This is a genomic window from Klebsiella grimontii (assembly GCF_900200035.1).
GTDB lineage: Bacteria > Pseudomonadota > Gammaproteobacteria > Enterobacterales > Enterobacteriaceae > Klebsiella > Klebsiella grimontii.
Genome location: NZ_FZTC01000015.1, coordinates 622,133 through 644,668 on the forward strand (window position 1 = coordinate 622,133; position 22,536 = coordinate 644,668).

General features: G+C 54.1%; 21 protein-coding genes. 1 reads left to right on the forward strand and 20 read right to left on the reverse strand.

The features are described from left to right. Positions 1–184 precede the first annotated feature (184 nt). The 15 genes from lipA to leuS all read right to left on the reverse strand — a co-directional run bounded on the left by lipA (position 185) and on the right by leuS (position 15,575). A complete protein-coding gene (lipA, locus tag KOSB73_RS10670) occupies positions 185–1,150 on the reverse strand; it encodes a lipoyl synthase (RefSeq protein WP_004130412.1) in 966 nt (321 codons plus the stop codon). Positions 1,151–1,336: 186 nt separating this feature from the next. Beyond that, the gene (locus KOSB73_RS10675) at positions 1,337–2,290 is read right to left on the reverse strand and encodes a YbeF family transcriptional regulator (RefSeq protein WP_004134190.1); all 954 of its coding nucleotides are present in this window, start codon (positions 2,288–2,290) and stop codon (positions 1,337–1,339) included. Positions 2,291–2,427: 137 nt separating this feature from the next. Then, positions 2,428–3,072, reverse strand: coding sequence for a lipoyl(octanoyl) transferase LipB (gene lipB, locus KOSB73_RS10680; RefSeq protein ID WP_024358813.1), 645 nt, complete (start codon positions 3,070–3,072; stop codon positions 2,428–2,430). A gap of 91 nt (positions 3,073–3,163) precedes the next feature. Further along, positions 3,164–3,427, reverse strand: coding sequence for a DUF493 family protein YbeD (gene ybeD / locus KOSB73_RS10685; RefSeq protein WP_004100153.1), 264 nt, complete (start codon positions 3,425–3,427; stop codon positions 3,164–3,166). A gap of 106 nt (positions 3,428–3,533) precedes the next feature. Next, positions 3,534–4,733 carry a D-alanyl-D-alanine carboxypeptidase DacA gene (gene dacA, locus KOSB73_RS10690; RefSeq protein ID WP_004134186.1) on the reverse strand — a complete coding sequence of 400 codons (1,200 nt, stop codon included), beginning with the start codon at positions 4,731–4,733 and terminating at the stop codon, positions 3,534–3,536. Between the two features lie 142 nt (positions 4,734–4,875). Further along, complete coding sequence (rlpA, locus tag KOSB73_RS10695; protein WP_004134184.1) at positions 4,876–5,976, reverse strand: endolytic peptidoglycan transglycosylase RlpA; 1,101 nt, start codon at positions 5,974–5,976, stop codon at positions 4,876–4,878. A 10-nt stretch (positions 5,977–5,986) separates the two neighbouring features. Then, complete coding sequence (gene mrdB / locus KOSB73_RS10700; protein WP_004100156.1) at positions 5,987–7,099, reverse strand: peptidoglycan glycosyltransferase MrdB; 1,113 nt, start codon at positions 7,097–7,099, stop codon at positions 5,987–5,989. Beyond that, positions 7,099–9,000: a peptidoglycan DD-transpeptidase MrdA gene (gene mrdA, locus KOSB73_RS10705; RefSeq protein WP_004130417.1), complete on the reverse strand. Its 1,902-nt coding sequence runs from the start codon at positions 8,998–9,000 to the stop codon at positions 7,099–7,101. The genes mrdB and mrdA overlap by 1 nt, the downstream gene beginning before the upstream one ends. A gap of 27 nt (positions 9,001–9,027) precedes the next feature. Beyond that, entirely contained in the window at positions 9,028–9,495 is a 468-nt protein-coding gene (gene rlmH / locus KOSB73_RS10710) for a 23S rRNA (pseudouridine(1915)-N(3))-methyltransferase RlmH (protein WP_004100160.1), read from the reverse strand. 3 nt (positions 9,496–9,498) lie between these two features. Continuing rightward, positions 9,499–9,816 (reverse strand): ribosome silencing factor, encoded by a 318-nt coding sequence (rsfS, locus tag KOSB73_RS10715; RefSeq protein WP_004100162.1) that lies wholly within the window; start codon positions 9,814–9,816, stop codon positions 9,499–9,501. A 221-nt stretch (positions 9,817–10,037) separates the two neighbouring features. Further along, positions 10,038–10,667 (reverse strand): adenosylcobalamin/alpha-ribazole phosphatase, encoded by a 630-nt coding sequence (locus tag KOSB73_RS10725; protein ID WP_024358812.1) that lies wholly within the window; start codon positions 10,665–10,667, stop codon positions 10,038–10,040. 46 nt (positions 10,668–10,713) lie between these two features. After that, positions 10,714–11,364 carry a nicotinate-nucleotide adenylyltransferase gene (gene nadD / locus KOSB73_RS10730; protein ID WP_049085343.1) on the reverse strand — a complete coding sequence of 217 codons (651 nt, stop codon included), beginning with the start codon at positions 11,362–11,364 and terminating at the stop codon, positions 10,714–10,716. Continuing rightward, entirely contained in the window at positions 11,357–12,388 is a 1,032-nt protein-coding gene (gene holA, locus KOSB73_RS10735; protein ID WP_004134178.1) for a DNA polymerase III subunit delta, read from the reverse strand. The genes nadD and holA overlap by 8 nt, the downstream gene beginning before the upstream one ends. Beyond that, complete coding sequence (gene lptE, locus KOSB73_RS10740) at positions 12,388–12,978, reverse strand: LPS assembly lipoprotein LptE (RefSeq protein ID WP_004134176.1); 591 nt, start codon at positions 12,976–12,978, stop codon at positions 12,388–12,390. Before lptE ends, holA begins: the two co-directional genes overlap by 1 nt. 14 nt (positions 12,979–12,992) lie before the next feature. Beyond that, positions 12,993–15,575, reverse strand: a complete 2,583-nt coding sequence (gene leuS, locus KOSB73_RS10745) for a leucine--tRNA ligase (protein ID WP_024358809.1) — start codon at positions 15,573–15,575, stop codon at positions 12,993–12,995. Between the two features lie 226 nt (positions 15,576–15,801). Between leuS and KOSB73_RS10750 the strand changes: the two genes are divergently transcribed. Then, entirely contained in the window at positions 15,802–16,284 is a 483-nt protein-coding gene (locus KOSB73_RS10750) for a zinc ribbon-containing protein (protein WP_004134173.1), read from the forward strand. Positions 16,285–16,421: 137 nt separating this feature from the next. On the opposite strand, the gene KOSB73_RS10755 is transcribed toward KOSB73_RS10750, so the two are convergent. From KOSB73_RS10755 to KOSB73_RS10775, 5 genes are all read right to left on the reverse strand, one after another. Then, positions 16,422–18,215 (reverse strand): filamentous hemagglutinin N-terminal domain-containing protein, encoded by a 1,794-nt coding sequence (locus tag KOSB73_RS10755; RefSeq protein WP_064342350.1) that lies wholly within the window; start codon positions 18,213–18,215, stop codon positions 16,422–16,424. Between the two features lie 64 nt (positions 18,216–18,279). Next, positions 18,280–19,950, reverse strand: a complete 1,671-nt coding sequence (locus tag KOSB73_RS10760; protein WP_064342351.1) for a ShlB/FhaC/HecB family hemolysin secretion/activation protein — start codon at positions 19,948–19,950, stop codon at positions 18,280–18,282. Positions 19,951–20,327: 377 nt separating this feature from the next. Beyond that, positions 20,328–21,053, reverse strand: a complete 726-nt coding sequence (locus tag KOSB73_RS10765; protein WP_004100186.1) for an amino acid ABC transporter ATP-binding protein — start codon at positions 21,051–21,053, stop codon at positions 20,328–20,330. Further along, positions 21,053–21,727, reverse strand: a complete 675-nt coding sequence (gene gltK / locus KOSB73_RS10770; protein ID WP_004130439.1) for a glutamate/aspartate ABC transporter permease GltK — start codon at positions 21,725–21,727, stop codon at positions 21,053–21,055. Before gltK ends, KOSB73_RS10765 begins: the two co-directional genes overlap by 1 nt. After that, positions 21,727–22,467: an amino acid ABC transporter permease gene (locus tag KOSB73_RS10775; RefSeq protein WP_098140505.1), complete on the reverse strand. Its 741-nt coding sequence runs from the start codon at positions 22,465–22,467 to the stop codon at positions 21,727–21,729. The genes gltK and KOSB73_RS10775 overlap by 1 nt, the downstream gene beginning before the upstream one ends. Positions 22,468–22,536: the final 69 nt, after the last annotated feature.

Consider the following 22,536-nt stretch of genomic DNA (forward strand, 5'->3'; position numbering starts at 1 on the left):
ACGGGGAGACTGCGTCGGCAAAGAGGCCGCAGCGTTAACGCTGCGGCCTCTTTATGTTATATGCACGAAGTTTCGCCGAAAAAGATGCAACCAACTGTTACCGCGTCGGGTTTTTTACTGAGTAATGGAATGCATCGGCAGGATGGGCCGCAGCGCGAAAAATATTACGCCGCGGCCGGAGGGGTTACTTCACTTCCATGCCTTTGGCCTGCAGGTCGGCATGATACGACGAACGAACGAACGGGCCGCAGGCAGCATGGGTAAAGCCCATGGCCATCGCTTCGGCTTTCATCTCTTCGAACTCATCCGGGCTCACGTAGCGCTGTACCGGCAGGTGATGGCGGCTCGGCTGCAAATACTGGCCTAACGTCAGCATGGTGACGCCGTGGCGACGCAGATCGCGCATCACTTCAACGATTTCAGCGTTGGTTTCGCCTAAACCAACCATCAGGCCTGATTTCGTCGGGATCTCTGGATGCGCTTCTTTAAAGCGTTCCAGCAGCTTCAGCGACCAGTTGTAGTCGGCGCCCGGGCGTACCTGGCGATACAGGCGCGGCACGTTTTCCAGGTTATGGTTAAACACGTCCGGCGGCGTCGCCTGGAGGATTTCCAGCGCACGATCCATACGGCCGCGGAAGTCCGGTACCAGGGTTTCAATTTTAATCGTCGGGCTTTTTTCACGAATCGCTTTGATGCAGTCGGCAAAGTGCTGAGCGCCGCCATCGCGCAGATCGTCACGATCCACGGAAGTCACCACCACATAGCGCAGCGCCATATCGGCGATGGTTTGCGCCAGCTTCTGCGGCTCGTTGGCGTCCGGCGTCACCGGGCGACCGTGGGCAACATCGCAGAACGGGCAACGGCGGGTACAGATGGCGCCCAGAATCATAAAGGTTGCCGTTCCGTGGTTAAAACATTCCGCGAGGTTGGGGCAAGAGGCTTCTTCGCACACGGAGTGCAGGCCGTTCTTACGCATCGCTGCCTTGATCCCCTGGATACGGGACGAGTCAGCCGGAAGTTTGATTTTCATCCATTCCGGTTTTCTGAGCAGAGCTTCACGCTCAGTTGCCACGTTTTTCACCGGGATAAGGGCCATTTTATCGGCATCGCGGTATTTAACACCGCGTTCCATCACAATGGGTTTACTCATAGCGTGCGTGTTCCAGTTGCGAGTGACGAAGGAAAGCGAATCAATTCAAGTAAATGTTGCATTTATCAACTATTTTTGAATTAAACGCAGGCAGTATATCATTGATACGGGGGATAAAGCAGCCTGCTGGCCGGCAAATTGTAAAATAGTTGTTGTTTTATGCTTTTCCCTCACGTGCTTTATCGACTAAAAAGCCTGGCGAATCGTCTCGACGATCTCTTTCAACAAGGGCTCCTGCGCGCTGAGCTTGTTATAGTGCAGCGCAATATCAATTCTTTCTTCCCGTAGAGGCGGAAAATCGATCATTTTTAAGGGCCAAATCTTCTCGACCAGCGAGAACATTCCGGACGTGATTAGCCCCAGCATATCGCTGTCGTTGACCAGGGCTGCCTGAGTTAACAGATTGTAGCTGCTGAACCCATAGCGACGTTCGCCGAGATGCTCCTGCAGGTGGCGCAGGATGGTCGTATAGCGCTGGCCTTCAGGCTGCAGAAGCGCGAATTCATATTGACTCAGGTTTGCTGAGGTTGCCGGCAGCGCCAGGGCCGGATGCCCTGCCCGGCAGAAGATATGTACGCTATCCTGAAACAGCACATGGTGCGTAATCGCCTGCCCGCTATGGGGGAAGCTGTCAATCAGCAGGTCAACCTGACGCTGGTTTAACTGGCTGGCCGCGTCGGTGATGGCGACATTGTGCAGCAAAATCTGGGGAAAGACGCTCCGCAGCTGTCTGGTGATAACCGGCATGATCAACGCGCCAATGGCCGGCGAGGTAGCCACGGTTATCACCCGCTCGCTACGGGTATTTCCGGTTAAATCCAGGGCGTTGAGAAATGCTTCCATACCCTGGCTAATATGCTTATGAAGATGCGAGGCATAAGCCGTTGGCGTCACGCCCTGGCCCTTACGGATAAAAAGCGGGTCAGGGAAGAGGGCGCGCAGTTTGTTGATGGACTGACTAATCGCAGAGGGCGTGATATTCAGTATTTTGGCCGCGTTGACGATACCTTTATGGACGTAAACCGCTTCAAAAATAGTGAGTAAATTGAGATCAATATTACGCAGAATGCGAAACATCTGTCGATCGTGGCGATCGTCAAGGCGTTCGGTTGGTTCTGGCTGAGAGTTATTTTCGTCCACTCTATATTTCCGCTAGTGATGATTAGCACCATTATAGCGGGCACAATGATTTTATTAGTGATAATTGATTGCAAAAATAAAGACTTAATCCAGCCTGATGGAAAAATGTGACGTCCCGCGCTCACGGGACGTGATGGCTAGCGGGATTGAATAAATTCCGCCGGCGGATCGTTCAGTAAAGCCAGCAAATTGGCGGCGAGGCGTGGCGCGACGGTATCCGTACGAGCATCAGGCCGCCACTGGCGCATCTGCGTCATCTCCATTCCGGCATAACCGCATGGGTTAATCCTGAGGAATGGTGACAGATCCATGTTGATATTCAGCGCCAGACCGTGGAATGAGCAACCTTTGCGGATGCGCAAACCCAGAGAGCAGATCTTCTGTTCGCCCACGTAGACGCCGGGCGCGTCTGCCCGCGGGTGCGATTCAATACCATACTCCGCCAGGGTGTTAACGACAGTTTGCTCTAAAAGAGTCACCAGCTCACGCACGCCTAGCTTGCGGCGTTTAAGATTCAGCAGAACGTACATCACCTGCTGTCCGGGGCCATGATAGGTGACCTGTCCGCCGCGATCGCTCTGAATAACCGGTATCTCGCCGGGGACCAGAACATGTTCAGCCTTTCCGGCCTGACCCTGCGTGAACACCGGATGATGCTCCACCAGCCAGATTTCATCCAGGGTGGCATCGTCGCGACTATCGGTAAACTCATGCATTGCCTGCGAGACAGGTTCGTAAGGTTGCAGGCCGAGCTGGCGGATGAGGATTTTATTGTGCTGCAAAACAACGTCTCCGCAGAGAGAGAATGATTTGAGTGGGGGAGTATATCACAGCGAGAAAGACCCGGCGCAGGGCCGGGTCGGGGGAATCGATTTACAGCACCATCCGTACGATTTCAATATTGCCCAGTTCTTCATACAGGGTTTCTACCTGCTCAATGTGGGTTGCATTGATGGTAATAGAGACTGAGTGGTAGTTGCCTTTGCTGCTGGGTTTTACCGTCGGAGAGTAATCACCTGGTGCATGGCGCTGTACCACTTCAACCACCTGGTCAACCAGCTCCGGCAACGCCTGTCCCATTACTTTGTAAGTAAATGGAGTAGGGAATTCAAGCAGTTCGTTAAGTTTGGTTTTCATGTCAGCTCCGGTGTTACAACAAAAAATAATAACTCCCACGACGTGTGGGAGTTATCAGGATATCTAGTATATGGGGATGTAAATCACACTTTCAAGTGGTCGATTTTTAACCAAACCAGTGATGGAACATTAACTTAATGTAATCAATGATTTTGCCGAAGAAATTGCCTTCCGGGATTTCCTGCAGTACGACCAGAGGGCGCTGATCGATCGTTTTGCCATCCAGCTGGAAGTTAATCGTGCCGACCACCTGATTTTTCTGCAGCGGCGCATGCAGCTCGGCGTTATTTAGCACGTAGCTGGCCTTCAGATCTTTCATGCGGCCGCGCGGGATAGTCAGATAAACGTCTTTATCCACGCCGAGAGAGGCGCGATCGCTATCGCCGAACCAGGCGGGTTCAGAGGCGAACTCTTTACCGGCTTTAATCGGGTTAACGGTTTCGAAGAAGCGGAAGCCCCAGGTCAGCAGCTTTTTGCTTTCGGACTCGCGGCCTTTGTAAGTACGGCCGCCCATTACGGCGGAGATCAGGCGCATCTGGCCTTCGGTTGCGGAAGCCACGAGGTTATAGCCCGCTTTGTCGGTATGGCCGGTTTTAATCCCGTCGACGTTCAGGCTGTTGTCCCACAGTAGTCCGTTGCGGTTGAGCTGGCGAATACCGTTGAAGGTAAACTCTTTTTCTTTATAGATGGTGTATTCGTTCGGGACATCGCGCACCAGCGCCTGGCCAATAAGCGCCATGTCGCGCGCGGAGCTGAACTGACCATCGGCATCCAGGCCGTGAACGGTCTGGAAGTGGGTGTTTTTCAGGCCAAGGGCGTTAACGTAGTTGTTCATCAGGCTGACGAAGGCATCCTGGCTACCGGCGACGTAGTCGGCCATCGCCACGCAGGCGTCGTTGCCGGACTGCAGGTTGATACCGCGGATCAGCTGGGAAACCGGCACTTGCATACCCGGTTTAAGGAACATCAACGAGGAGCCTTTAAAGACCGGGTTGCCGGTCGCCCATGCGTCGTTACCCACGGTGACCAGATCGGACTCTTTAAACTTGCCCGCCTTCATGGCCTGACCAATCACATAGCTGGTCATCATCTTGGTCAGACTTGCCGGGTCACGGCGGGAGTCGGCGTTGTTTTCTGCCAGTACTTTGCCTGAGTTGTAATCGATAAGAATCCAGGATTCGGCGTCAATCTGCGGGGCGCCTGGGATCATAGTTTTGATATTCAGGTCATCGGCGCGGGCAGCGGAGGACAGCGCTGCCACGGAGAGCGCCGTAACGAGTAAACGAGCGGTAAAAGAGGTCTTCATGGTCTGAACAACGGCATCCGTGATGGAGTTAAAAAAGTGCCTTACTATAACAAACGCACTACGAACCAGCATCCGACATTGCGCACGACTTTGTTAATGACTTTGTCATGCGCAACGAGCAGGGGACGCGGGTGCGATGCCTTTAGTTGGCGCGAGTAATAAATGACTGCAGCTGAGCTTCGCTTTGCAGACGCTGCTGGATCGTGCTGGCCTGCGCTTTGCTGCTGAATGGGCCGAGCTGAATCCGCCATACCGCGCCGTTTTGCGTGACGCGGCCCGGGACGGAAAATTGCTGGCTCAGACGCTGCTGGTACTGCTGGGCGCGCGATTGATCGCTGACGGCGCCGACCTGCACGACGAAATCTCCGCCGGCGCTGGCCGCTGCGGCAGGCGTCACGGCGGCAGTGGCGGCTACGGCAGGCGCCACGCTGCCTTGTACTGAGCCTGGTGCGGTAACCGGCGCGGTTTGCACGACAGGCTCGCTGCCTTCCAGCACGCCGTTATTCAGCGGCGTCGGCGCGCCGAGGAAACCGCCGCTGCTAACCGGAGCGCCGGTAGTGTCTTCCGGCTTCAGGGTTGAGTTACTGATGGCGTGCACGTCAGTTTGTGCGGGTTGACTCATCCCCGCGCTGTTATCGCCGTCAAGATTCGGGCGGGCAGGCAGGGCATAGGTCTGTTTGGCCACTGTCGTACATGCCATCCCCGGACCGGAAAGCGAGCCGTCCGGCGCGACGACGATCGGATCGATGCGCACTTTGGTGTTATTCGAGGTATTGAGGCGATCGGCTGAGGCGCGCGACAGTGAAATCACGCGATCGTTACCGTAGGGGCCGCGATCGTTGATACGCACTACGATCATGCGGCCGTTCGCCAGGTTGGTGATCCGCGCGTAGCTTGGGATCGGCAGCGTGGGGTGGGCTGCGGTAAGCTGCGTGGGATCAAACGCTTCACCCGATGCGGTCAGATTGCTGTTAGGCTCGGCGTCGTAGATAGCTGCGAAGCCCGCCTGGGTGAAGTTAGAGGGATCCTGAACGATTTTATAGCTTTTGCCATCGCGTTCGTAATCCTGATTCGCCGTTGCGTTAGGCGTTTCATACTGCGGATCGGCGCCGCTAATTTCCACCGTCGGGCCATTGCAAACGGCCGGCTGTGGAGTGCTGACCGTTTTTTGTTGAACGTCTTCACCCGAACATGCCGCCAGCAGCCCTGCTGCTATGCAGATCCCCAGCCATTGCTTACGCATCGCGAACCCCTTACACGCTTTTCGACAACATTTTTCTGTGAGTATGGATCGACATAACGATACCAAACCCGGCCATCAATACGATTAGGGCAGAGCCCCCGTAGCTGACCAGCGGCAAAGGTACCCCCACCACCGGTAAAATACCACTTACCATACCAATATTTACGAAGACATAAACGAATAAAATCAACATTAAACCGCCGGCCATGACCCGGCCAAAGGTGGTTTGCGCCTGGGCGGCAATCCACAACCCGCGCATGATAAGCAGAATATAGAGCGCCAGCAGGATCAGCACGCCAATCAGCCCCAGCTCTTCCGCCAGTACGGCAAAGATAAAGTCGGTATGGCGTTCAGGCAGAAACTCCAGCTGCGACTGGGTTCCATGCAGCCAGCCTTTCCCGCGCAGCCCGCCGGAGCCGATGGCAATTTTTGACTGAATAATGTGGTACCCCGCGCCGAGCGGATCGGTTTCCGGGTCGAGCAGCATCATTACGCGCTGGCGCTGATAATCATGCATCAGGAAGAACCAGAGGATCGGAATAAAGGCGGCGACCAGCACCACGGCGATACCGATCAGACGCCAGCTCAGACCAGACAGAAAGAGCACGAATAGACCGGACAGGGCGACCAGAATCGAGGTCCCGAGGTCCGGCTGCGCGGCGACCAGCAGCGTGGGCAGGAAAATCAGCACCAGCGCGATAGCGGTATTTTTCAGCGATGGCGGGCAAACGTCGCGGTTGATAAAGCGCGCCACCATCAGCGGTACGGCTATTTTGGCGATTTCCGACGGCTGGAAGCGGACGATGCCGAGATCCAGCCAGCGCTGCGCCCCTTTAGAGATGGCGCCGAAGGCATCAACCGCCACCAGCAGGATAATACAGAATATATAGAGATAGGGCGCCCAGCCCTCATAGACCCGCGGCGGAATTTGCGCCATGACGATCATAATAACAATCCCCATGGCGATCTGGCCGATTTTACGCTCCATCATGCCCATGTCCTGACCGCTGGCGCTCCAGATAACCAGCGCGCTATAGGTCAGCAGCGCCAGCAGGATAAGCAGCATGGTGGGGTCGAGGTGGATTTTATCCCATAGCGATTTTTTATTCGGATTATCAGTCATTATTGATCCTCCCCAGCCGTTACCGCCGGGTTTTCACTCGGCAGGTTGGTGTTGTTATCGCCCAGCATTATATGATCGAGAATCTGACGCATAATGGTACCGACTGCCGGACCTGCGCCGCCGTTCTCAAGAATAATGGCCACGGCAACCTGGGGGTTGTTGTAAGGGGCAAACGCCGTCATCAGTTTATGGTCACGCAGGCGTTCAGCGATTCTGTGCGCGTTATAGGTCTCGTTGGCTTTCAGGCCGAAGACCTGAGCGGTACCCGATTTGGCCGCAATTTTATACGGCGCGCTGGCGAAGTATTTATGCGCGGTACCGTTGCCGCGGTTGGCGACGCCAAACATCCCGTCTTTGGCGATTTCCCAAAAACCAGAGTGAATATCGCCGACCGGCGGTTCATGGGGCTGAACCCACGGCACCGGTTTGCCGTCCTCCACCGTGCTCTGCAGCAGGTGCGGCACTTTAACCACACCGTCGTTAATCAGGATCATCAGCGCCTTGTTCATCTGGATAGGCGTTGCGGTCCAGTAGCCCTGTCCGATCCCGACCGGAATGGTATCGCCCTGGTACCAGGGTTTCTTGAAGCGCTTGAGCTTCCATTCGCGGGTCGGCATGTTGCCGGAGCGCTCTTCCGCCAGGTCAACGCCGGTATAGTGGCCATAGCCGAATTTGCCCATCCACTCCGACAGGCGATCGATACCCATATCGTAGGCAACCTGATAGAAGTAAGTATCGGCCGACTCTTCCAGCGCTTTAGTGACGTTCAGATGGCCGTGGCCCCACTTTTTCCAGTCGCGGTAGCGTTTATCCGAGCCGGGAAGCTGCCACCAGCCGGGGTCAAACAGGCTGGTGTTGCGGGTAATAACCCCGGCGCTGAGCGCCGAGACGGCCACGTAAGGCTTAACCGTTGATGCTGGTGGATAAACGCCCTGGGTCGCGCGGTTGACCAACGGCGTATTAGGATCGTTAAGCAGCCCGGAGTAGTCTTTGCTGGAAATACCATCAACGAACAGGTTGGGGTCGTAGCTTGGCGTCGAGACCAGCGCGAGGATGGCGCCGGTACGCGGGTCTGTGACCACGACCGCCGCGCGGCTGCCGGCCAGCAGCGTTTCAATATACTGCTGTAGCTTCAGGTCGAGCGTTAAATAGATATCGCGTCCGGCCTGCGGCGGAACCTCTTTCAGCTGGCGAATTACCCGGCCGCGGTTGTTTACTTCAACTTCTTCATAGCCGGTCTGCCCGTGCAGGACATCTTCGTAATAGCGTTCGATCCCCAGCTTGCCGATATCGTGCGTGGAGGCGTAGTTAGCCAGCTTTCCCTCTTTATCCAGGCGATCGACGTCTTTATCGTTAATTTTGGAGACGTAGCCGATAACGTGGGTCAGGGCTGAATTATAGGGATAGTAGCGGCGCTTATAGCCTTTGACTTCTACGCCGGGAAAACGGTACTGGTTAACCGCGAAACGGGCGACCTGTACTTCGCTGAGATTGACTTTCACCGGAATGGAGGTAAAGCGGTGGGAGCGGGCGCGCTCTTTTTTAAAGTTCGCTACATCGTCATCGGTGAGATCGATAACGTCGCGCAGCGCATCCAGCGTTTGCTGAACGTTGTCGACCTTCTCCGGCATCATTTCCAGCTGGTAAATCGTGCGGTTGAGCGCCAGCGGCGTGCCGTTGCGATCGTAGATAATGCCGCGGCTTGGCGGAATAGGGACCAGCTTGATGCGGTTTTCGTTTGAACGCGTTTGATAGTCGGTGTAACGCACAATCTGCACGTTATAAAGATTGGCGATCAATACGCCGGTAAGCAGCAAAATCCCCAAAAAAGCGACCAGCGCCCGGCGCACGAACAGCGAGGATTCAGCCGTATAGTCGCGGAAAGAATTCTGTAATTTCATTCGCTGCTTAGTCTACCCTGGTCATCATTACTCACGGTGGTAAGGGTGGTTGGTGGTAATGCTCCACGCCCGATACAGACTCTCGGCCACCAGTACGCGAACCAGCGGGTGAGGTAAGGTGAGCGTTGAGAGCGACCAACTTTGTTCCGCTGCCGCTTTGCAGGCGGGTGAAAGGCCTTCCGGGCCGCCGATGAGCAGACTGACGTCCCGGCCATCCTGTTTCCAGCGTTCCAGTTCGCGCGCCAGCTGCGGCGTATCCCATGGTTTCCCCGGAATATCCAGGGTGACGATGCGGTTTTTGCCTGCGGCCGCCAGCATCATTTCACCTTCTTTTTCCAGAATTCGCTTGATGTCGGCATTTTTGCCGCGTTTTCCGGCGGGGATTTCCACCAGTTCGAACGGCATATCTTTTGGAAAACGGCGCAGATATTCGCTAAAGCCGGTCTGAACCCAGTCCGGCATTTTGGTGCCAACGGCTACCAGGTGCAGCTTCACGCGTTAACTCCAGAGTTTTTCCAGCTCGTACAGACGACGGCTCTCTTCCTGCATGACGTGAACCATAACGTCGCCGAGATCGACGACAATCCAGTCCGCGGCGGCTTCGCCTTCAACGCCCAGCGGCAGCATACCGGCGGCGCGAGACTCTTGCACTACGTGGTCGGCGATGGACATAACATGGCGCGTAGAAGTGCCTGTGCAGATAACCATGCAATCGGTGATGCTGGATTTGCCATGAACGTCAATGGCAACGATGTCCTGACCTTTCAGGTCATCAATTTTGTCGATAACAAAATCCTGGAGTGCTTTACCCTGCAAGAGTTCCCCCTGGGTGTGTGAAGAGTGATAATAATAAACAGCCTGACAGTATACCTGAACTGGTAGCAAAATCGGGATAAATGTCGATAAATAGGCGGTTAAGGCCGCTATCATCCCATCCATCGCCGATGATTGCATCGCCATTTTTGTAAAACAATTTCTGCAAAGTTCAAATGGTAAATGCAGCCTGGCTGCGGAGAATAACAGCCTGCTTTGCCCTGTCAATGGTCTGCGCGCAATTCTTCTTCCGCCAGCCAAACTGCCTGGCTATTCAGCACGCGCAGGGTAGTGAAATCGGGCTGGAGATCGACAAGGCTCCACGCGCCGTGCTCGATGGGGAAGTGCCACATCGCCGAATCCGGCATATTCAGAAGTTGAGCGATTAACAGGCTAAGCACGCCCTGGTGGCCGACGATCAGCAGATGACTAAGTTCCCGGTGTTGAGGGAGGGCGGCGGTGAAGCCGGAGACGCGTTCGGCGAACGCCTGAAAGCCTTCACCGTTTGTGGGCGCCGCATGCTGCCAGTCGGCGCACCACGCGGCGTAGTTTTCCGCATCTTCATGCTGTAAATCGCGATGGTGGCGCATTTCCCAGTCGCCGAAGAACATTTCATTGAGCTCGGCGAAGGACTGGCGAGGGACCTCACGGTCGCCAAGCAGCAGGCTGGCCGTACGCTGGGTGCGCTCAAGTTCACTGCAAAACACGCGCTGAAAAGGAACGGCCTGCAGCCGCTTTCCCAGCGTTTGCGCTTGTCTGATTCCGCGTTCGGTTAAGGCTGTGGGAGCATGTCCGCTATAGAGGCCCGCGACGTTGGCCTCGGTCTCGCCATGACGAACTAACCATAACTTCATGATGACCCTCTCGAAAGGAGTCTATAAGACTCTCCTTGTGGCAAGGCTAGCAGTAGAGCTTCTGCTCATGGATATAGTCGAGCACGGTTTCCGGCAGCATGTCCGCGCAGGGCTCGCCAGCTTCAAGACGCTGGCGAATCAGGGTGGCAGAAATATCAAACCACGGCGTTTCGGCCAGGTAGATAACGCCCGCCGGGCTGCTATGCAGCCGCTCGACGTCATGAGTGAGATGTTTGTCCAGCCACTGCTGATCCTGCTCGCACGCCATGGTCAGCGGATAACCCGGGCGTCGGCAAACGATCAGATGTACGTTATCAAGAATGCTTTCATACTCGTGCCAGGTGGTAAAGGTGAGCAGCGAATCCTGGCCAATGATAAACGCCAGGGGGCGCTGTGGCCCTTGCTCCTGGCGCCACTCGCGTAGGGTTTGCGCTGAATATGACGGCGTGTCGCGCTTAAGCTCACGATCGTCGAGGATAAACAGCGGTTTATCCGCGATGGCCAGCGCCAGCATATGCCTGCGTTGGTCGCTGGTGGCTTCGGGCTGCGGGCGGTGCGGCGGCACATTGTTGGGCACGATGGTGACTTTATTGAGGCCGATAAGGTTGGCCAGAATTTCCACCGGTTTAAGGTGACCGTAATGCACCGGATCGAAGGTGCCGCCGTACATCGCCTGTAACTGAGTCATATCAACCATCAATAAAAACGTCTGCCAGCGCTTTATGGCAGAGCAATAAAGAGAGACTTTCCAGCTCGGGCCATACGGAGTGCCCGTAATCCTGCTTGAAGGTAAGCTCCGCGCGGGTCAACAACGTGACGGCCTGACGCAGCTGGTCGGCGCTCAGGCGTGCCAGCGCGTCGCTGACCAGCTGGCGGCGGTTTTGCCATACGCGATGCTTGTCAAACAGCGAACGCAGCGGCGTATGGGCCGATTGCCGCTTCAGGTTGACCAGCAGCAGCAGCTCGCGCTGTAGGGTGCGCAGCAGGATAGCCGGCTCGCTGCCTTCCAGACGCAGCTGTTGCAGAACGTGGAGAACGCGCTTGCTTTTACCGGCCAGCAGCGCATCCACCCAGTGATAAGGTGTGAAATGCGCAGCATCATTCACGGCCTGCTCAACCCGCGGCAGCGTCAGTTTACCATCCGGCCACAGCAGCGAAAGGCGCTCAAGAGCCTGGGCCAACGCCAGCAGATTACCCTCATAGCAGTAGCACAGCAGCTGGCTGGCCGCGTCATCAAGCTGCAGATTATTCTGCTTTGCGCGCGCGGCGAGCCAGCGCGGCAGCTGGGCATATTCCGGCGTCTGGCAGCTAACCTGCACCGCCCGGCTGGTCAGCGCCGTCATCCACGCGGCGTTCTCCTGCGCTTTCGTTAGCTTATTACCGCGAACGATCAGCAGTAAATCGTCATGCAGCATGCCGACGAGCGTCGCAAGCTGTTCGTTAATTGCCGCATTAGGGCCATTATCGGGCAGGATCAGCAGCAGCGTCTGGCGGCTGGAAAACAGGCTCATGGCCTGACTTAACGAGAAGAGGGCGGGCCAGTCGGTACTGGCATCAACGGTGGCGGTGTGGTGTTCGATAAAGCCCTGGGTCGCGGCCGCTTCGCGGATGGCGTCCTGGCTCTCCTGCAGCAGCAGCGGATCGTTGCCAAGCAGCAGATAGGCCGCGCGCAGCCCTTCAGTGAGCTGCGCGCGGAGCTGTTCCGGGTACAACCGAATCATCAGTTACCCAGCGTGGTGGAGACGCGATTGCCGGAGGTGGAAGCGGCTGGGGTCGTGGCGACCGGCTTCTCATCCTCTTTGGTGGCTTCGACATCCGCAACGTGTACGCTCGGCAGCTTACGGATCAGCTGCTCTGCCGCTTTGTCGTACATTTCCTGAACGATCATGTCCTGCTCGGCATCTTTCGCTAACGCCGCCTGCGGGTTATCGAAGAACGAGCGGTAGACTTTGGTCGTGATGGGATAGATATCATGACCTGGGATCAGGACGCTGGCGTTTACCGTCATCACCATCTGATATTCCGCAGTACGGCCGTCCTGAAAAATAGACGCCGTATCTTTCTGAATGGACGATGTCTCCAGACGCAGGGAAGGAATATCCTTGCGCAGCGTACTGCTGTCGACCAGTTCAACCCCGTTCAGACGCAGCTGATTACGGACGGCACGACTTAATGGACCATTAGGATCGCCCGACTGGAAGATCATGGTTTTCATTGCGGTCGGAACCTGCGTAGTGCTACGCAGGTGCCAGCCACAGCCGGCGGTGATTAACACCGCCAGAGATAACAACAATGTTGCCAGATATCGCACGCTTCCTCCTGCGCTTAGCCAACGACCAGATTGAGCAGTTTACCCGGAACGTAGATCACTTTACGTACGGTCACACCGTCGAGATATTTCGCAACCAGATGCTCCTGACCCGCACGCTCACGAACCTGCTCTTCGGTTGCATCCACCGCAACGGTAATTTTACCACGAACTTTACCATTTACCTGGACCACGACCAGAGTGGTGTCTTCAACCATCGCGCTTTCGTCAGCGACCGGCCACGGCGTGTTGTCAATATCGCCTTCGCCGCCCAGCTCCTGCCACAAGGTAAAGCTGGCATGCGGAGTGAACGGGTTGAGCATACGAACCACGGCCAGCAGGGCCTCACGCATCAGCGCGCGATCCTGTTCACCTTCCTGCGGCGCTTTCGCCAGCTTGTTCATCAGCTCCATAATCGCCGCAATCGCGGTGTTGAAGGTCTGACGACGGCCGATATCATCGGTCACTTTCGCGATCGTTTTGTGCACGTCGCGACGCAGCGCTTTTTGATCTTCGCTGAGGCTGGCAACGTCCAGCGCAGCGGCTTCGCCCTGGGAGGTATGTTCGTAGACCAGTTTCCAGACGCGTTTCAGGAAGCGGTTCGCACCTTCCACCCCGGATTCCTGCCACTCAAGCGTCATGTCGGCCGGAGAAGCGAACATCATAAACAGACGCACGGTGTCCGCGCCGTAGCGTTCAACCATTTCCTGCGGGTCGATTCCGTTGTTTTTCGACTTGGACATCTTGCTCATGCCGGTATAGACCAGCTCGCGGCCCTGTGGGTCGAAGGCTTTAACGATACGGCCCTTCTCGTCGCGCTCGGTAGTCGCTTCTTTCGGCGACACCCAGTTACGCTCGCCGTTTTCGCCAACGTAGTAGAAGGCATCCGCCAGCACCATCCCCTGGCAAAGCAGCTGTTTAGCCGGTTCGTCAGAGTTCACCATGCCCGCGTCGCGCATCAACTTGTGGAAGAAGCGGAAATAGAGCAGGTGCATAATGGCGTGTTCGATCCCGCCGATATAGATATCGACAGGCAGCCAGTAGTTCGCCGCTTCCGGGTCCAGCATACCCTGGTCGTACTGCGGGCAGGTGTAGCGCGCGTAGTACCAGGAGGACTCCATAAAGGTGTCAAAGGTATCGGTTTCGCGCAGCGCCGGCTGGCCGTTAACGGTGGTTTTCGCCCACTCCGGATCGGCTTTAATTGGGCTGGTGATCCCGTCCATCACGACATCTTCCGGCAGAATAACCGGCAGCTGATCTTCCGGCGTCGGCATCACGGTGCCGTCTTCAAGGGTGACCATTGGGATCGGCGCGCCCCAGTAGCGCTGACGGGAAACGCCCCAGTCGCGCAGGCGGTAGTTCACTTTACGTTCGCCGACGCCAAGAGACGCGAGCTTATCGGCGATAGCATTAAAGCCCGCCTCGTGATCCAGACCGTCGAACTCGCCAGAGTTAAACAATACGCCTTTTTCGGTCAGCGCCTGTTCAGAGAGGTCGGGCTCTGAGCCATCGGCGGCCAGGATAACCGGCTTGATGTTCAGACCGTATTTGCTGGCAAATTCGTAGTCGCGCTGATCGTGACCCGGGACGGCCATCACCGCGCCGGTGCCGTACTCCATCAGCACAAAGTTTGCCGCCCATACCGGGATCGCTTCGCCGGTCAGCGGGTGAATGGCTTTGTAGCCGGTATCGACGCCTTTTTTCTCCATGGTCGCCATATCGGCTTCGGCAACTTTGGTATTGCGGCATTCGTCGATAAAGGTCGCCAGCGCGGGGTTATTGGCGGCAGCCTGCTGCGCCAGCGGGTGGCCCGCAGCGACGGCAAGGTAGGTGCAGCCCATAAAGGTGTCCGGGCGGGTGGTGTAGACGGTCAGCTTGTCGGCGTAGTCGTTCACATCGAAGGAGATTTCGACGCCTTCGGAGCGGCCGATCCAGTTGCGCTGCATGGTTTTAACGGTGTCAGGCCAGTGATCCAGGTTATCCAGATCGTTCAGCAGCTCGTCAGCGTAGGCGGTGATTTTAATAAACCACTGCGGGATCTCTTTACGCTCGACTTTGGTGTCGCAGCGCCAGCAGCAGCCATCGATAACCTGCTCGTTCGCCAGTACGGTCTGGTCGTTCGGGCACCAGTTCACCGCGGAGGTTTTTTTGTAGACCAGGCCTTTTTTATACAGCTCGGTAAAGAACTTCTGCTCCCAGCGGTAGTATTCCGGGGTGCAGGTCGCCACTTCACGGCTCCAGTCATAGCCGAAGCCCAGCTTCTTCAGCTGGTTTTTCATGTAGGCGATGTTGTCATAGGTCCACGGGGCCGGCGCGGTGTTGTTTTTCACCGCTGCGCCTTCCGCAGGTAGGCCAAACGCATCCCAGCCGATAGGCTGCAGGACATTTTTGCCCAACATACGCTGGTAACGGGAAATCACGTCACCGATGGTATAGTTGCGCACGTGGCCCATGTGTAGTCGACCAGAAGGATAGGGAAGCATCGACAGGCAGTAATACTTCTCTTTGCTCTCGTCTTCGGTAACTTCAAAGGTACGCTTCTCGTCCCAGTGTTGCTGGACTTTTGATTCTATCTCTTCCGGGCGGTATTGCTCTTGCATGGCAGCCAGTGGTCCTGTTTTCAATACAGCTACAAAATGTAGCCAATGGATGTGTTATTTCAGATCGGCATAGCATAGCCCAAACGCCAACGTCAAAACAGCCTTTCACACACTTACCGAGATGAAAGCGGTAGAGAAAATTTCGCGACTCTGTGGCTTGGCTTGCAGAGCAATCCGCAGATAACGTCTACCATTATAAGAAGTTAACCACACCGGAGGCGAAAAGATGAACAAGGTTGCTCAATTCTACCGAGAGCTGGTGTCGACGCTCAGCGAGCGGTTACGCAACGGAGAACGCGATATTGACGCGCTGGTGGAGCAGGCCAGGGTCAAGATTAGCCAGTCCGGCGAGTTAACGCAGAGTGAAATCGACAACGTTATTCGCGCCGTCAGACGCGATCTGGAAGAGTTCGCCCTCAGCTATGAAGAGAGCCAGGATGAGCTAACGGACAGCGTCTTTATGCGGGTGATCAAAGAGAGCCTGTGGCAGGAACTGGCGGATATTACCGACAAAACCCAGCTTGAGTGGCGCGAAGTGTTCCAGGACCTCAGCCACCACGGCGTTTATCATAGCGGCGAAGTGGTCGGGCTCGGCAATCTGGTGTGTGAGAAGTGCCATTACCATCTGCCGGTGTATACGCCGGATGTGCTGCCGCGTTGCCCCAAATGCGGGCACGATCAGTTCCAGCGTCGGCCATTTGAGCCATAAATGATAAGGCCCGGAGTTGAATATACCGGGCCTCGGATAAACTCAGCGGCTTATGTCAATTTTATAAAATGCCGGCGCTGGTAGCGCCGGCATTTCAGAGTGTAGTTCAATAAGATGGCTGGTTTGCGGTTAATAATTTATTTGGTGGTGTTAACTTCCGTTAACTTGAAATACTGTTCGCCACCCACTTCAGAAGCATATCGCTGAGAAGTATTCAGGACCAGTTTATTGCCGCTCAGTAAGCCGGCATCGCAGGTGAACAGTTTCAGGAACCCGCATTTATAGCCGCCGTTAACCACTTGTTTTGCATTTAAGGTCATCGTTCCGCCAGCTACGATTTTGTCGCGGTTGATAATGTTGCCTTTATTGTGGGTATCAATGGTGAAATCGCCAAAGGATTCCATAAGCCATTTATTTACCAGATCTGAATGGGTGGAAATGTTGATGGTCCCGCCAATAATTTCTCCGCTGTTTTGCATCGCGTTGTTATTAAAGTTTAAGACCGCAGAATCGCCGCGAACGGTTCCCCCGTCGTTATTCAGCCAGTTGCTGTTGGTTGTCAGCATATTGCTGGCGAGTATTTTGCTATCACGGTTTAACGCCAGCGTACCGTTCGTCTGGATGGTGACGTTACCCCCTTTTAAGGTTCCTGAGTTGCTGATTTCACCGGATGAGAGCGCTCTATCTTTAACCGATTGAATCACAAGATTGTCCGTTCCGTGAATGTTACCGGTTACCTTGAGCGAGCTACCGCTAAAAGCAATGCTGGTATTTTTCGCCCGGGTTGAACCGCCGTTATCGATATTGCCAAGAGCCGATACTAGCAGTTGATTATCAGAAAGAAGATTAGAGCCGTAAGCCGTTTTCAGGTTGCCGTTAGTCGCTACGCTTAATGCCGTGCTGCTTTTGATGGTGCCGTTGTTTTCGATATTTCCAGAGGCGCTGACCATCAACTGTTTGCTGCTGGATATGGTTCCGTTGTTGGTAAGTGTTTGTAATCCATTGATAATGGTAATGTTTGTCGTCGAGATGTTACCCGTGTTTTTGATATTCCCGGCGGCGGCGATCTGCGTAAGCATACCGTTGCTGGTGATCGATCCTTCGTTGGTCAGTGAACCGTTACTGGACATTGTCAGTGTGCTATTGGCGACAATCGCGCCTTTATTGCGTACGCCGAGACCTAAGTCGTTGCCAATCATGCTGATGCTGTTAGCTTTAATTCCGCCAAGATTGCTAATATCAATGCTGTATTCCGGAATCAGCATCTGTAGTACCGTAGGCGTTTTACCCGCAGAGGTCATTTGCCCTGTATTGTTGTCAAGCGTGAAATTTCCTGCGGCTACCGTCGCGTTGGGAGTGCTGACGGTACCGTTAATGGCAATAGCATTTGCCAGCAGGGTGGCATAGCTATTTGTTGCATTCATCCCGTTTTGCCCAATAGTGATCTGACCTTTGGAGATGGTATAGCTGTCAATCGCGCCACTGTTGTTGAGCTTTACCTGGCCGGTGGTTAAAACCGCGCGATCGGTGTTAATAAAGCTACAGCCTGAGCAGGAGATTCCGTTTGGGTTAGCGATGATAACATCGGCTTTTTGGCCGGCGACTTCGATAAATCCATTGAGCGAGCTGGATTTATTTGAGGTCACTTCATTGAGGATCACCGAAGCGCCGCCATTAGCCAGATTATTGTTTTTAGCGATATTGCCTAAGGTGTCGTGAGTAAGATCGCTGGAACTATTGTTGAGAATCATGCCCTTGTTACTGACATTAAAGTCACGGTACATATTGTGAGAAACGCCCGCTGCGTTAGGCGTTTCAATATCAACGACGGTAGCTCCGGATGAGTGGGTCCAGACCGTCGGATCGGCATAGACGTAAGACGAACTGAGTGCTGCCGCCAGGGCGACATAAGTAAATTTAAATTTGAACATTGCGTTTATTCCTTTAAATAAATTGCCTAAAAGTTGTGAATGTTTATTAGTTTACTTAACGACGTTAATACCTCCAGTTGAGCGAGAAACCAAGGTTGAGCGGATCGCTATGAAAACGATCGGGTTTAATGAACGGCGTACCGATAAAAAAATCATACTGCGTGGAAAATAGCTGGCCGCGCAGCCCGCTTACGGCGCCGGAAATAACTTTACCCTGTCTATATTGTTCACTGCCGGTGATGCGGCCAATATCCAGACCAAAATATAATTGCCGATCCGGGGTTGGCATATCCCAGATAAAATCATTACGCCAGTACCAGCCTTGGTTGCCGGACAGCGAATTTTCTCCATCAAAACCCCGTACCGTCCAGCGGCTGCCGATATTAAATTTATTATCCGTGGATAAAATATCGGGACTAAACTGAGCATTAATATGCGGCGCGTAGCTGAAACGATCGCCGGTAATATTAAATTTCATAAATGCCTGAATATCAGCATGTATCACCCGCGAAAGTGGGCTGTAGAGACCCGCTTTTTCCTCAAGGGTTGGCATGGAGCTAAGCCAGGGCAAGCTGCGCTGAATGCCCAGGCTGGCATCGATGATTTTTTTATTGAAGTAGCGCTGCTGGCGAAGGGTCAATTCCCAAACCGGGTTCTGCTTGCGCATAACCTTGAGTTCGCTGCCGCCAAAATAGTAACGAGACGTGCTTTTTGCAACCCGGGCGTCCAGGGTGGTTTTTTGCTGCCGCGTATGGGAAAGCAGCCTCGAGAGCGTCGCGCTGGCGTAACGGTTTTCGCTTTTGTATTCGGTGGTTGAATAGTTGGCTTTAAATTGCTGACGATATTCGCTCTGCGAGCCGTAAAGGCTTAGCGACCAGTACCCGAAAGGAACCGAATAATAGAGGCTGCTATTGTGGTTGCCGTCATTATGCTGATTAAATTCGACGTCGCCTCCGGCGGAGACATAGAAAATATCGTTAAGCGTAGCCATATCATAGAGATAGAGTGCGCCCCCGGACTGATAGCGACCGCTTTCCCGGCTGCCGGCATCATCCATCCACGCGCTTACCTGCCATTTTTTAGCCAGATTACGCGTTATCTGAATATCGCTTTCCGCGTTGTTTTTCCCGGGCTGGATTTTCATTTGCGCCGACGAACCGGGTAGCCGTTGCAGATTGGCCATCCCTTGCTCAAGGTCGGTTAGTTTGAGGATCTCACCCGTGGCGGTAGGTATGGCATTCCACAGGCTGGACGTGGCGCCGCTGTCGGCAGACCATATCATATTGCCTATCTTACCGTAGGTGAGGGTAATGTCTAAAACGCCATCTTCCAGTGACTGTGAAGGTATATCAATAAGTGAAGTAATATACCCCTGGACTATGATTTCATTTTGTAATGCCGTAGCGAGTTGGCGAATGCCTTTAATACCCAGACATTTCTTTTCTGCCTGGACGGCGATATTGCGCAGGAGACGTTGCGTGAGTTTTTCATTTGAGGAAATGATATTGACGTGGCTGATATATCGGCAGGTCTCCTCCACCGGAAAAATAAGTTTATATTTATGCGAGCCAGTGCGCGATGATTGATAATCTTGCTGCTCGGGCTTTAATGCGCTCTGGCGAGCTTTATCCTGTTCAGTTTGATGAGTGTTGTTGGCAACATCCGCAAACGTGGAGGCAGTAAAAATAAAGTAAAGAAAAAGCGCGTTTAACAGTTTGTTATTGTTGTATTTCATGAAGCAATATCCATTTGTTTCATTCGATAATAATGCCCTTGTAAAGGAAATTGAGTTTTGTTCTGACTGGTGTTATGAGCTCGCCAGCAGCTCGTGGTTTTCAATTTTAAGAATTTTATTTTTTATAAAATACCAAAGCGAATTTTTTAAGTGCTCAGTGTCCTCGTAAATAGTCGTGCTATGTTAGCGATGCAGGATTATCGAGGCTACGATGTTAATCCTGAATTTTATTTGAATTGGTCATTTCAACTTGTGAATTATCAGCGATGGGGTGTGAATATATGCGTGGCAGTTATTTAAGCGTGGGCGAGTGATTATAATTCAATATGATAAGGGGAATAAAAGGACGACGCGCACTTTGCGTGCGCGCCGGAGGCTTAGTGCAGTATTTTGGCGAGGAAGTCTTTCGCCCGTTCTGATTGCGGGTTAGCGAAAAACGCTTCTTTATCCGCGTCTTCGACAATTTTCCCCTCATCCATAAAGATAACCCGATTCGCTACTTTGCGGGCAAAGCCCATTTCGTGGGTGACCACCATCATCGTCATCCCTTCATTCGCCAGTTCAACCATCACGTCCAGTACTTCATTAATCATCTCTGGATCAAGCGCGGAAGTGGGTTCATCAAACAGCATGGCGATGGGGTCCATACACAATGCGCGAGCGATGGCCACGCGCTGCTGCTGGCCGCCAGAGAGCTGAGCGGGAAACTTTTCTGCATGAGCGGAAAGTCCCACGCGTTCCAGCAGCTTGAGCCCTTTTGCGCGTGAAGCGGCTTTATCGCGATTGAGCACCTTAACCTGCGCCAGCGTCAGGTTATCGATAATCGACAAATGCGGGAACAGTTCGAAGTGCTGGAATACCATTCCGACGCGCGAGCGCAGCTTAGCCAGATTGGTCTTTTTATCGTTAACCGTGGTGCCGTCGACGATGATTTGACCCTGCTGGATTGGCTCCAGACCGTTGACGGTTTTAATTAGCGTGGATTTACCCGAGCCTGATGGCCCGCAGACCACCACCACTTCGCCTTTTTTCACTTCCGTGGAGCAATCGGTCAGCACCTGAAAGTGACCATACCATTTTGAAACATTTTTCAGGGTAATCATTACACAGTCCTTTTCTTCAACCAGCTGACCAACAGCGATGCGCTGAGACTAAATACAAAATATACGGCGCCTGCGAACAGGATCATTTCTACCTGGGTTCCATCACGTTCGCCGATAGTGGAGGCGGTACGGAAGAAATCGGCCAGGCTCAGGACGTAGACCAGCGAGGTATCCTGGAACAGCACGATGCCCTGGGTGAGCAGCAGCGGTACCATGGCGCGGAAGGCCTGCGGCAGAATCACCAGCTTCATGGATTGCCAGTGGGTCATGCCCAGCGCCAGCGCAGCGCTGGACTGGCCGCGAGAGATACTCTGAATACCGGCGCGAATAATTTCCGAGTAATACGCCGCTTCAAACATGGAGAAGGCGATCATCGCTGAGATCAGGCGGATATCGGTTTTCGGCGACAGGCCAAGCACGTTCTGCAGGAACCCCGGAACAATCAGATAAAACCACAGCAGTACCATCACCAGCGGAATGGAGCGGAAGACGTTAACGTAGGTTTTGGCAAACCACGCCAGCGGCAGGAAGCTCGACAGGCGCATGACGGCCAGAATCGTCCCCCAGACAATCCCGATAACAATCGCGGTCACGGTAATTTTTAAGGTAATAACCAGTCCAGCCAGCAGATACGGCATGGAAGGAATAATGGAACTCCAGTCAAAATCGTACATTATTTACCCCCCATATTGCCCGGCAGGCGGATCTTACGTTCGACCACGTACATGATCAGCATAATAACGGCGTTGATAAACACGTAGGCGAGGGTGATAGCGGTAAACGACTCCCAGGCATGGGCCGAGTAATCCAGCAGCTTGCCCGCCTGCGCGGCCATATCGGCCAGTCCGATGGTGGAGGCGATGGCCGAGTTTTTCACCAGGTTCATCATTTCAGAGGTCATCGGCGGCACGATAACGCGATAGGCGTTGGGCAGCAGAACGTAGCGGTAGGTTTGCGGTAGCGTTAGTCCCATCGCCAGCCCGGCGTTTTTCTGCCCGCGCGGCAGGGACTGGATGCCGGAGCGAACCTGTTCGCAGACGCGCGCGGCGGTAAATAATCCCAGACACAGCATCGAGGAAACGAAGAACTGAATATTGGGATCCAGCTCGGACTTAAACCACATACCGATGTTTTCCGGCAGCAGTTCAGGTACCACCAGATACCAGGTAAAAAATTGAACGATAAGCGGAACGTTACGAAAAAGCTCAACGTAACAGGTGCCGATAGTTGATAGCAGACGGTTCGGGACCGTACGGAGAATACCGAAGAGCGACCCCACAAAGAACGCGATAATCCAGGCCGTTACCGACAGGGTGACGGTGACCTGAAAACCACTCCACAGCCAGCCTAAATAGGTGGTGTTGCCGAACGGGGCCTGTTGCAGGAATATCCCCCAGTTCCAGTCTATTGACATAAATGACTCCTGGAAAAAAAAGGGTAGCAGCGCTACCCTCGAAGATTGTTGCTCAGCCTGTTTCGGTAT

What these genes read in the sequence shown, in the direction of transcription:
- lipA (WP_004130412.1), bottom strand. Translation starts at nt 1,150, where the DNA reads ATGAGTAAACCCATTGTGATGGAACGCGGTGTTAAATACCGCGATGCC.
- ybeD (WP_004100153.1), bottom strand. Translation starts at nt 3,427, where the DNA reads ATGAAAACCAAACTTAACGAACTGCTTGAATTCCCTACTCCATTTACT.
- dacA (WP_004134186.1), bottom strand. Translation starts at nt 4,733, where the DNA reads ATGAAGACCTCTTTTACCGCTCGTTTACTCGTTACGGCGCTCTCCGTG.
- rlpA (WP_004134184.1), bottom strand. Translation starts at nt 5,976, where the DNA reads ATGCGTAAGCAATGGCTGGGGATCTGCATAGCAGCAGGGCTGCTGGCG.
- mrdB (WP_004100156.1), bottom strand. Translation starts at nt 7,099, where the DNA reads ATGACTGATAATCCGAATAAAAAATCGCTATGGGATAAAATCCACCTC.
- mrdA (WP_004130417.1), bottom strand. Translation starts at nt 9,000, where the DNA reads ATGAAATTACAGAATTCTTTCCGCGACTATACGGCTGAATCCTCGCTG.
- KOSB73_RS10725 (WP_024358812.1), bottom strand. Translation starts at nt 10,667, where the DNA reads ATGAAGTTATGGTTAGTTCGTCATGGCGAGACCGAGGCCAACGTCGCG.
- nadD (WP_049085343.1), bottom strand. Translation starts at nt 11,364, where the DNA reads ATGGTTGATATGACTCAGTTACAGGCGATGTACGGCGGCACCTTCGAT.
- holA (WP_004134178.1), bottom strand. Translation starts at nt 12,388, where the DNA reads ATGATTCGGTTGTACCCGGAACAGCTCCGCGCGCAGCTCACTGAAGGG.
- leuS (WP_024358809.1), bottom strand. Translation starts at nt 15,575, where the DNA reads ATGCAAGAGCAATACCGCCCGGAAGAGATAGAATCAAAAGTCCAGCAA.
- KOSB73_RS10750 (WP_004134173.1), top strand. Translation starts at nt 15,802, where the DNA reads ATGAACAAGGTTGCTCAATTCTACCGAGAGCTGGTGTCGACGCTCAGC.
- KOSB73_RS10755 (WP_064342350.1), bottom strand. Translation starts at nt 18,215, where the DNA reads ATGTTCAAATTTAAATTTACTTATGTCGCCCTGGCGGCAGCACTCAGT.
- KOSB73_RS10760 (WP_064342351.1), bottom strand. Translation starts at nt 19,950, where the DNA reads ATGAAATACAACAATAACAAACTGTTAAACGCGCTTTTTCTTTACTTT.
- KOSB73_RS10765 (WP_004100186.1), bottom strand. Translation starts at nt 21,053, where the DNA reads ATGATTACCCTGAAAAATGTTTCAAAATGGTATGGTCACTTTCAGGTG.
- gltK (WP_004130439.1), bottom strand. Translation starts at nt 21,727, where the DNA reads ATGTACGATTTTGACTGGAGTTCCATTATTCCTTCCATGCCGTATCTG.
- KOSB73_RS10775 (WP_098140505.1), bottom strand. Translation starts at nt 22,467, where the DNA reads ATGTCAATAGACTGGAACTGGGGGATATTCCTGCAACAGGCCCCGTTC.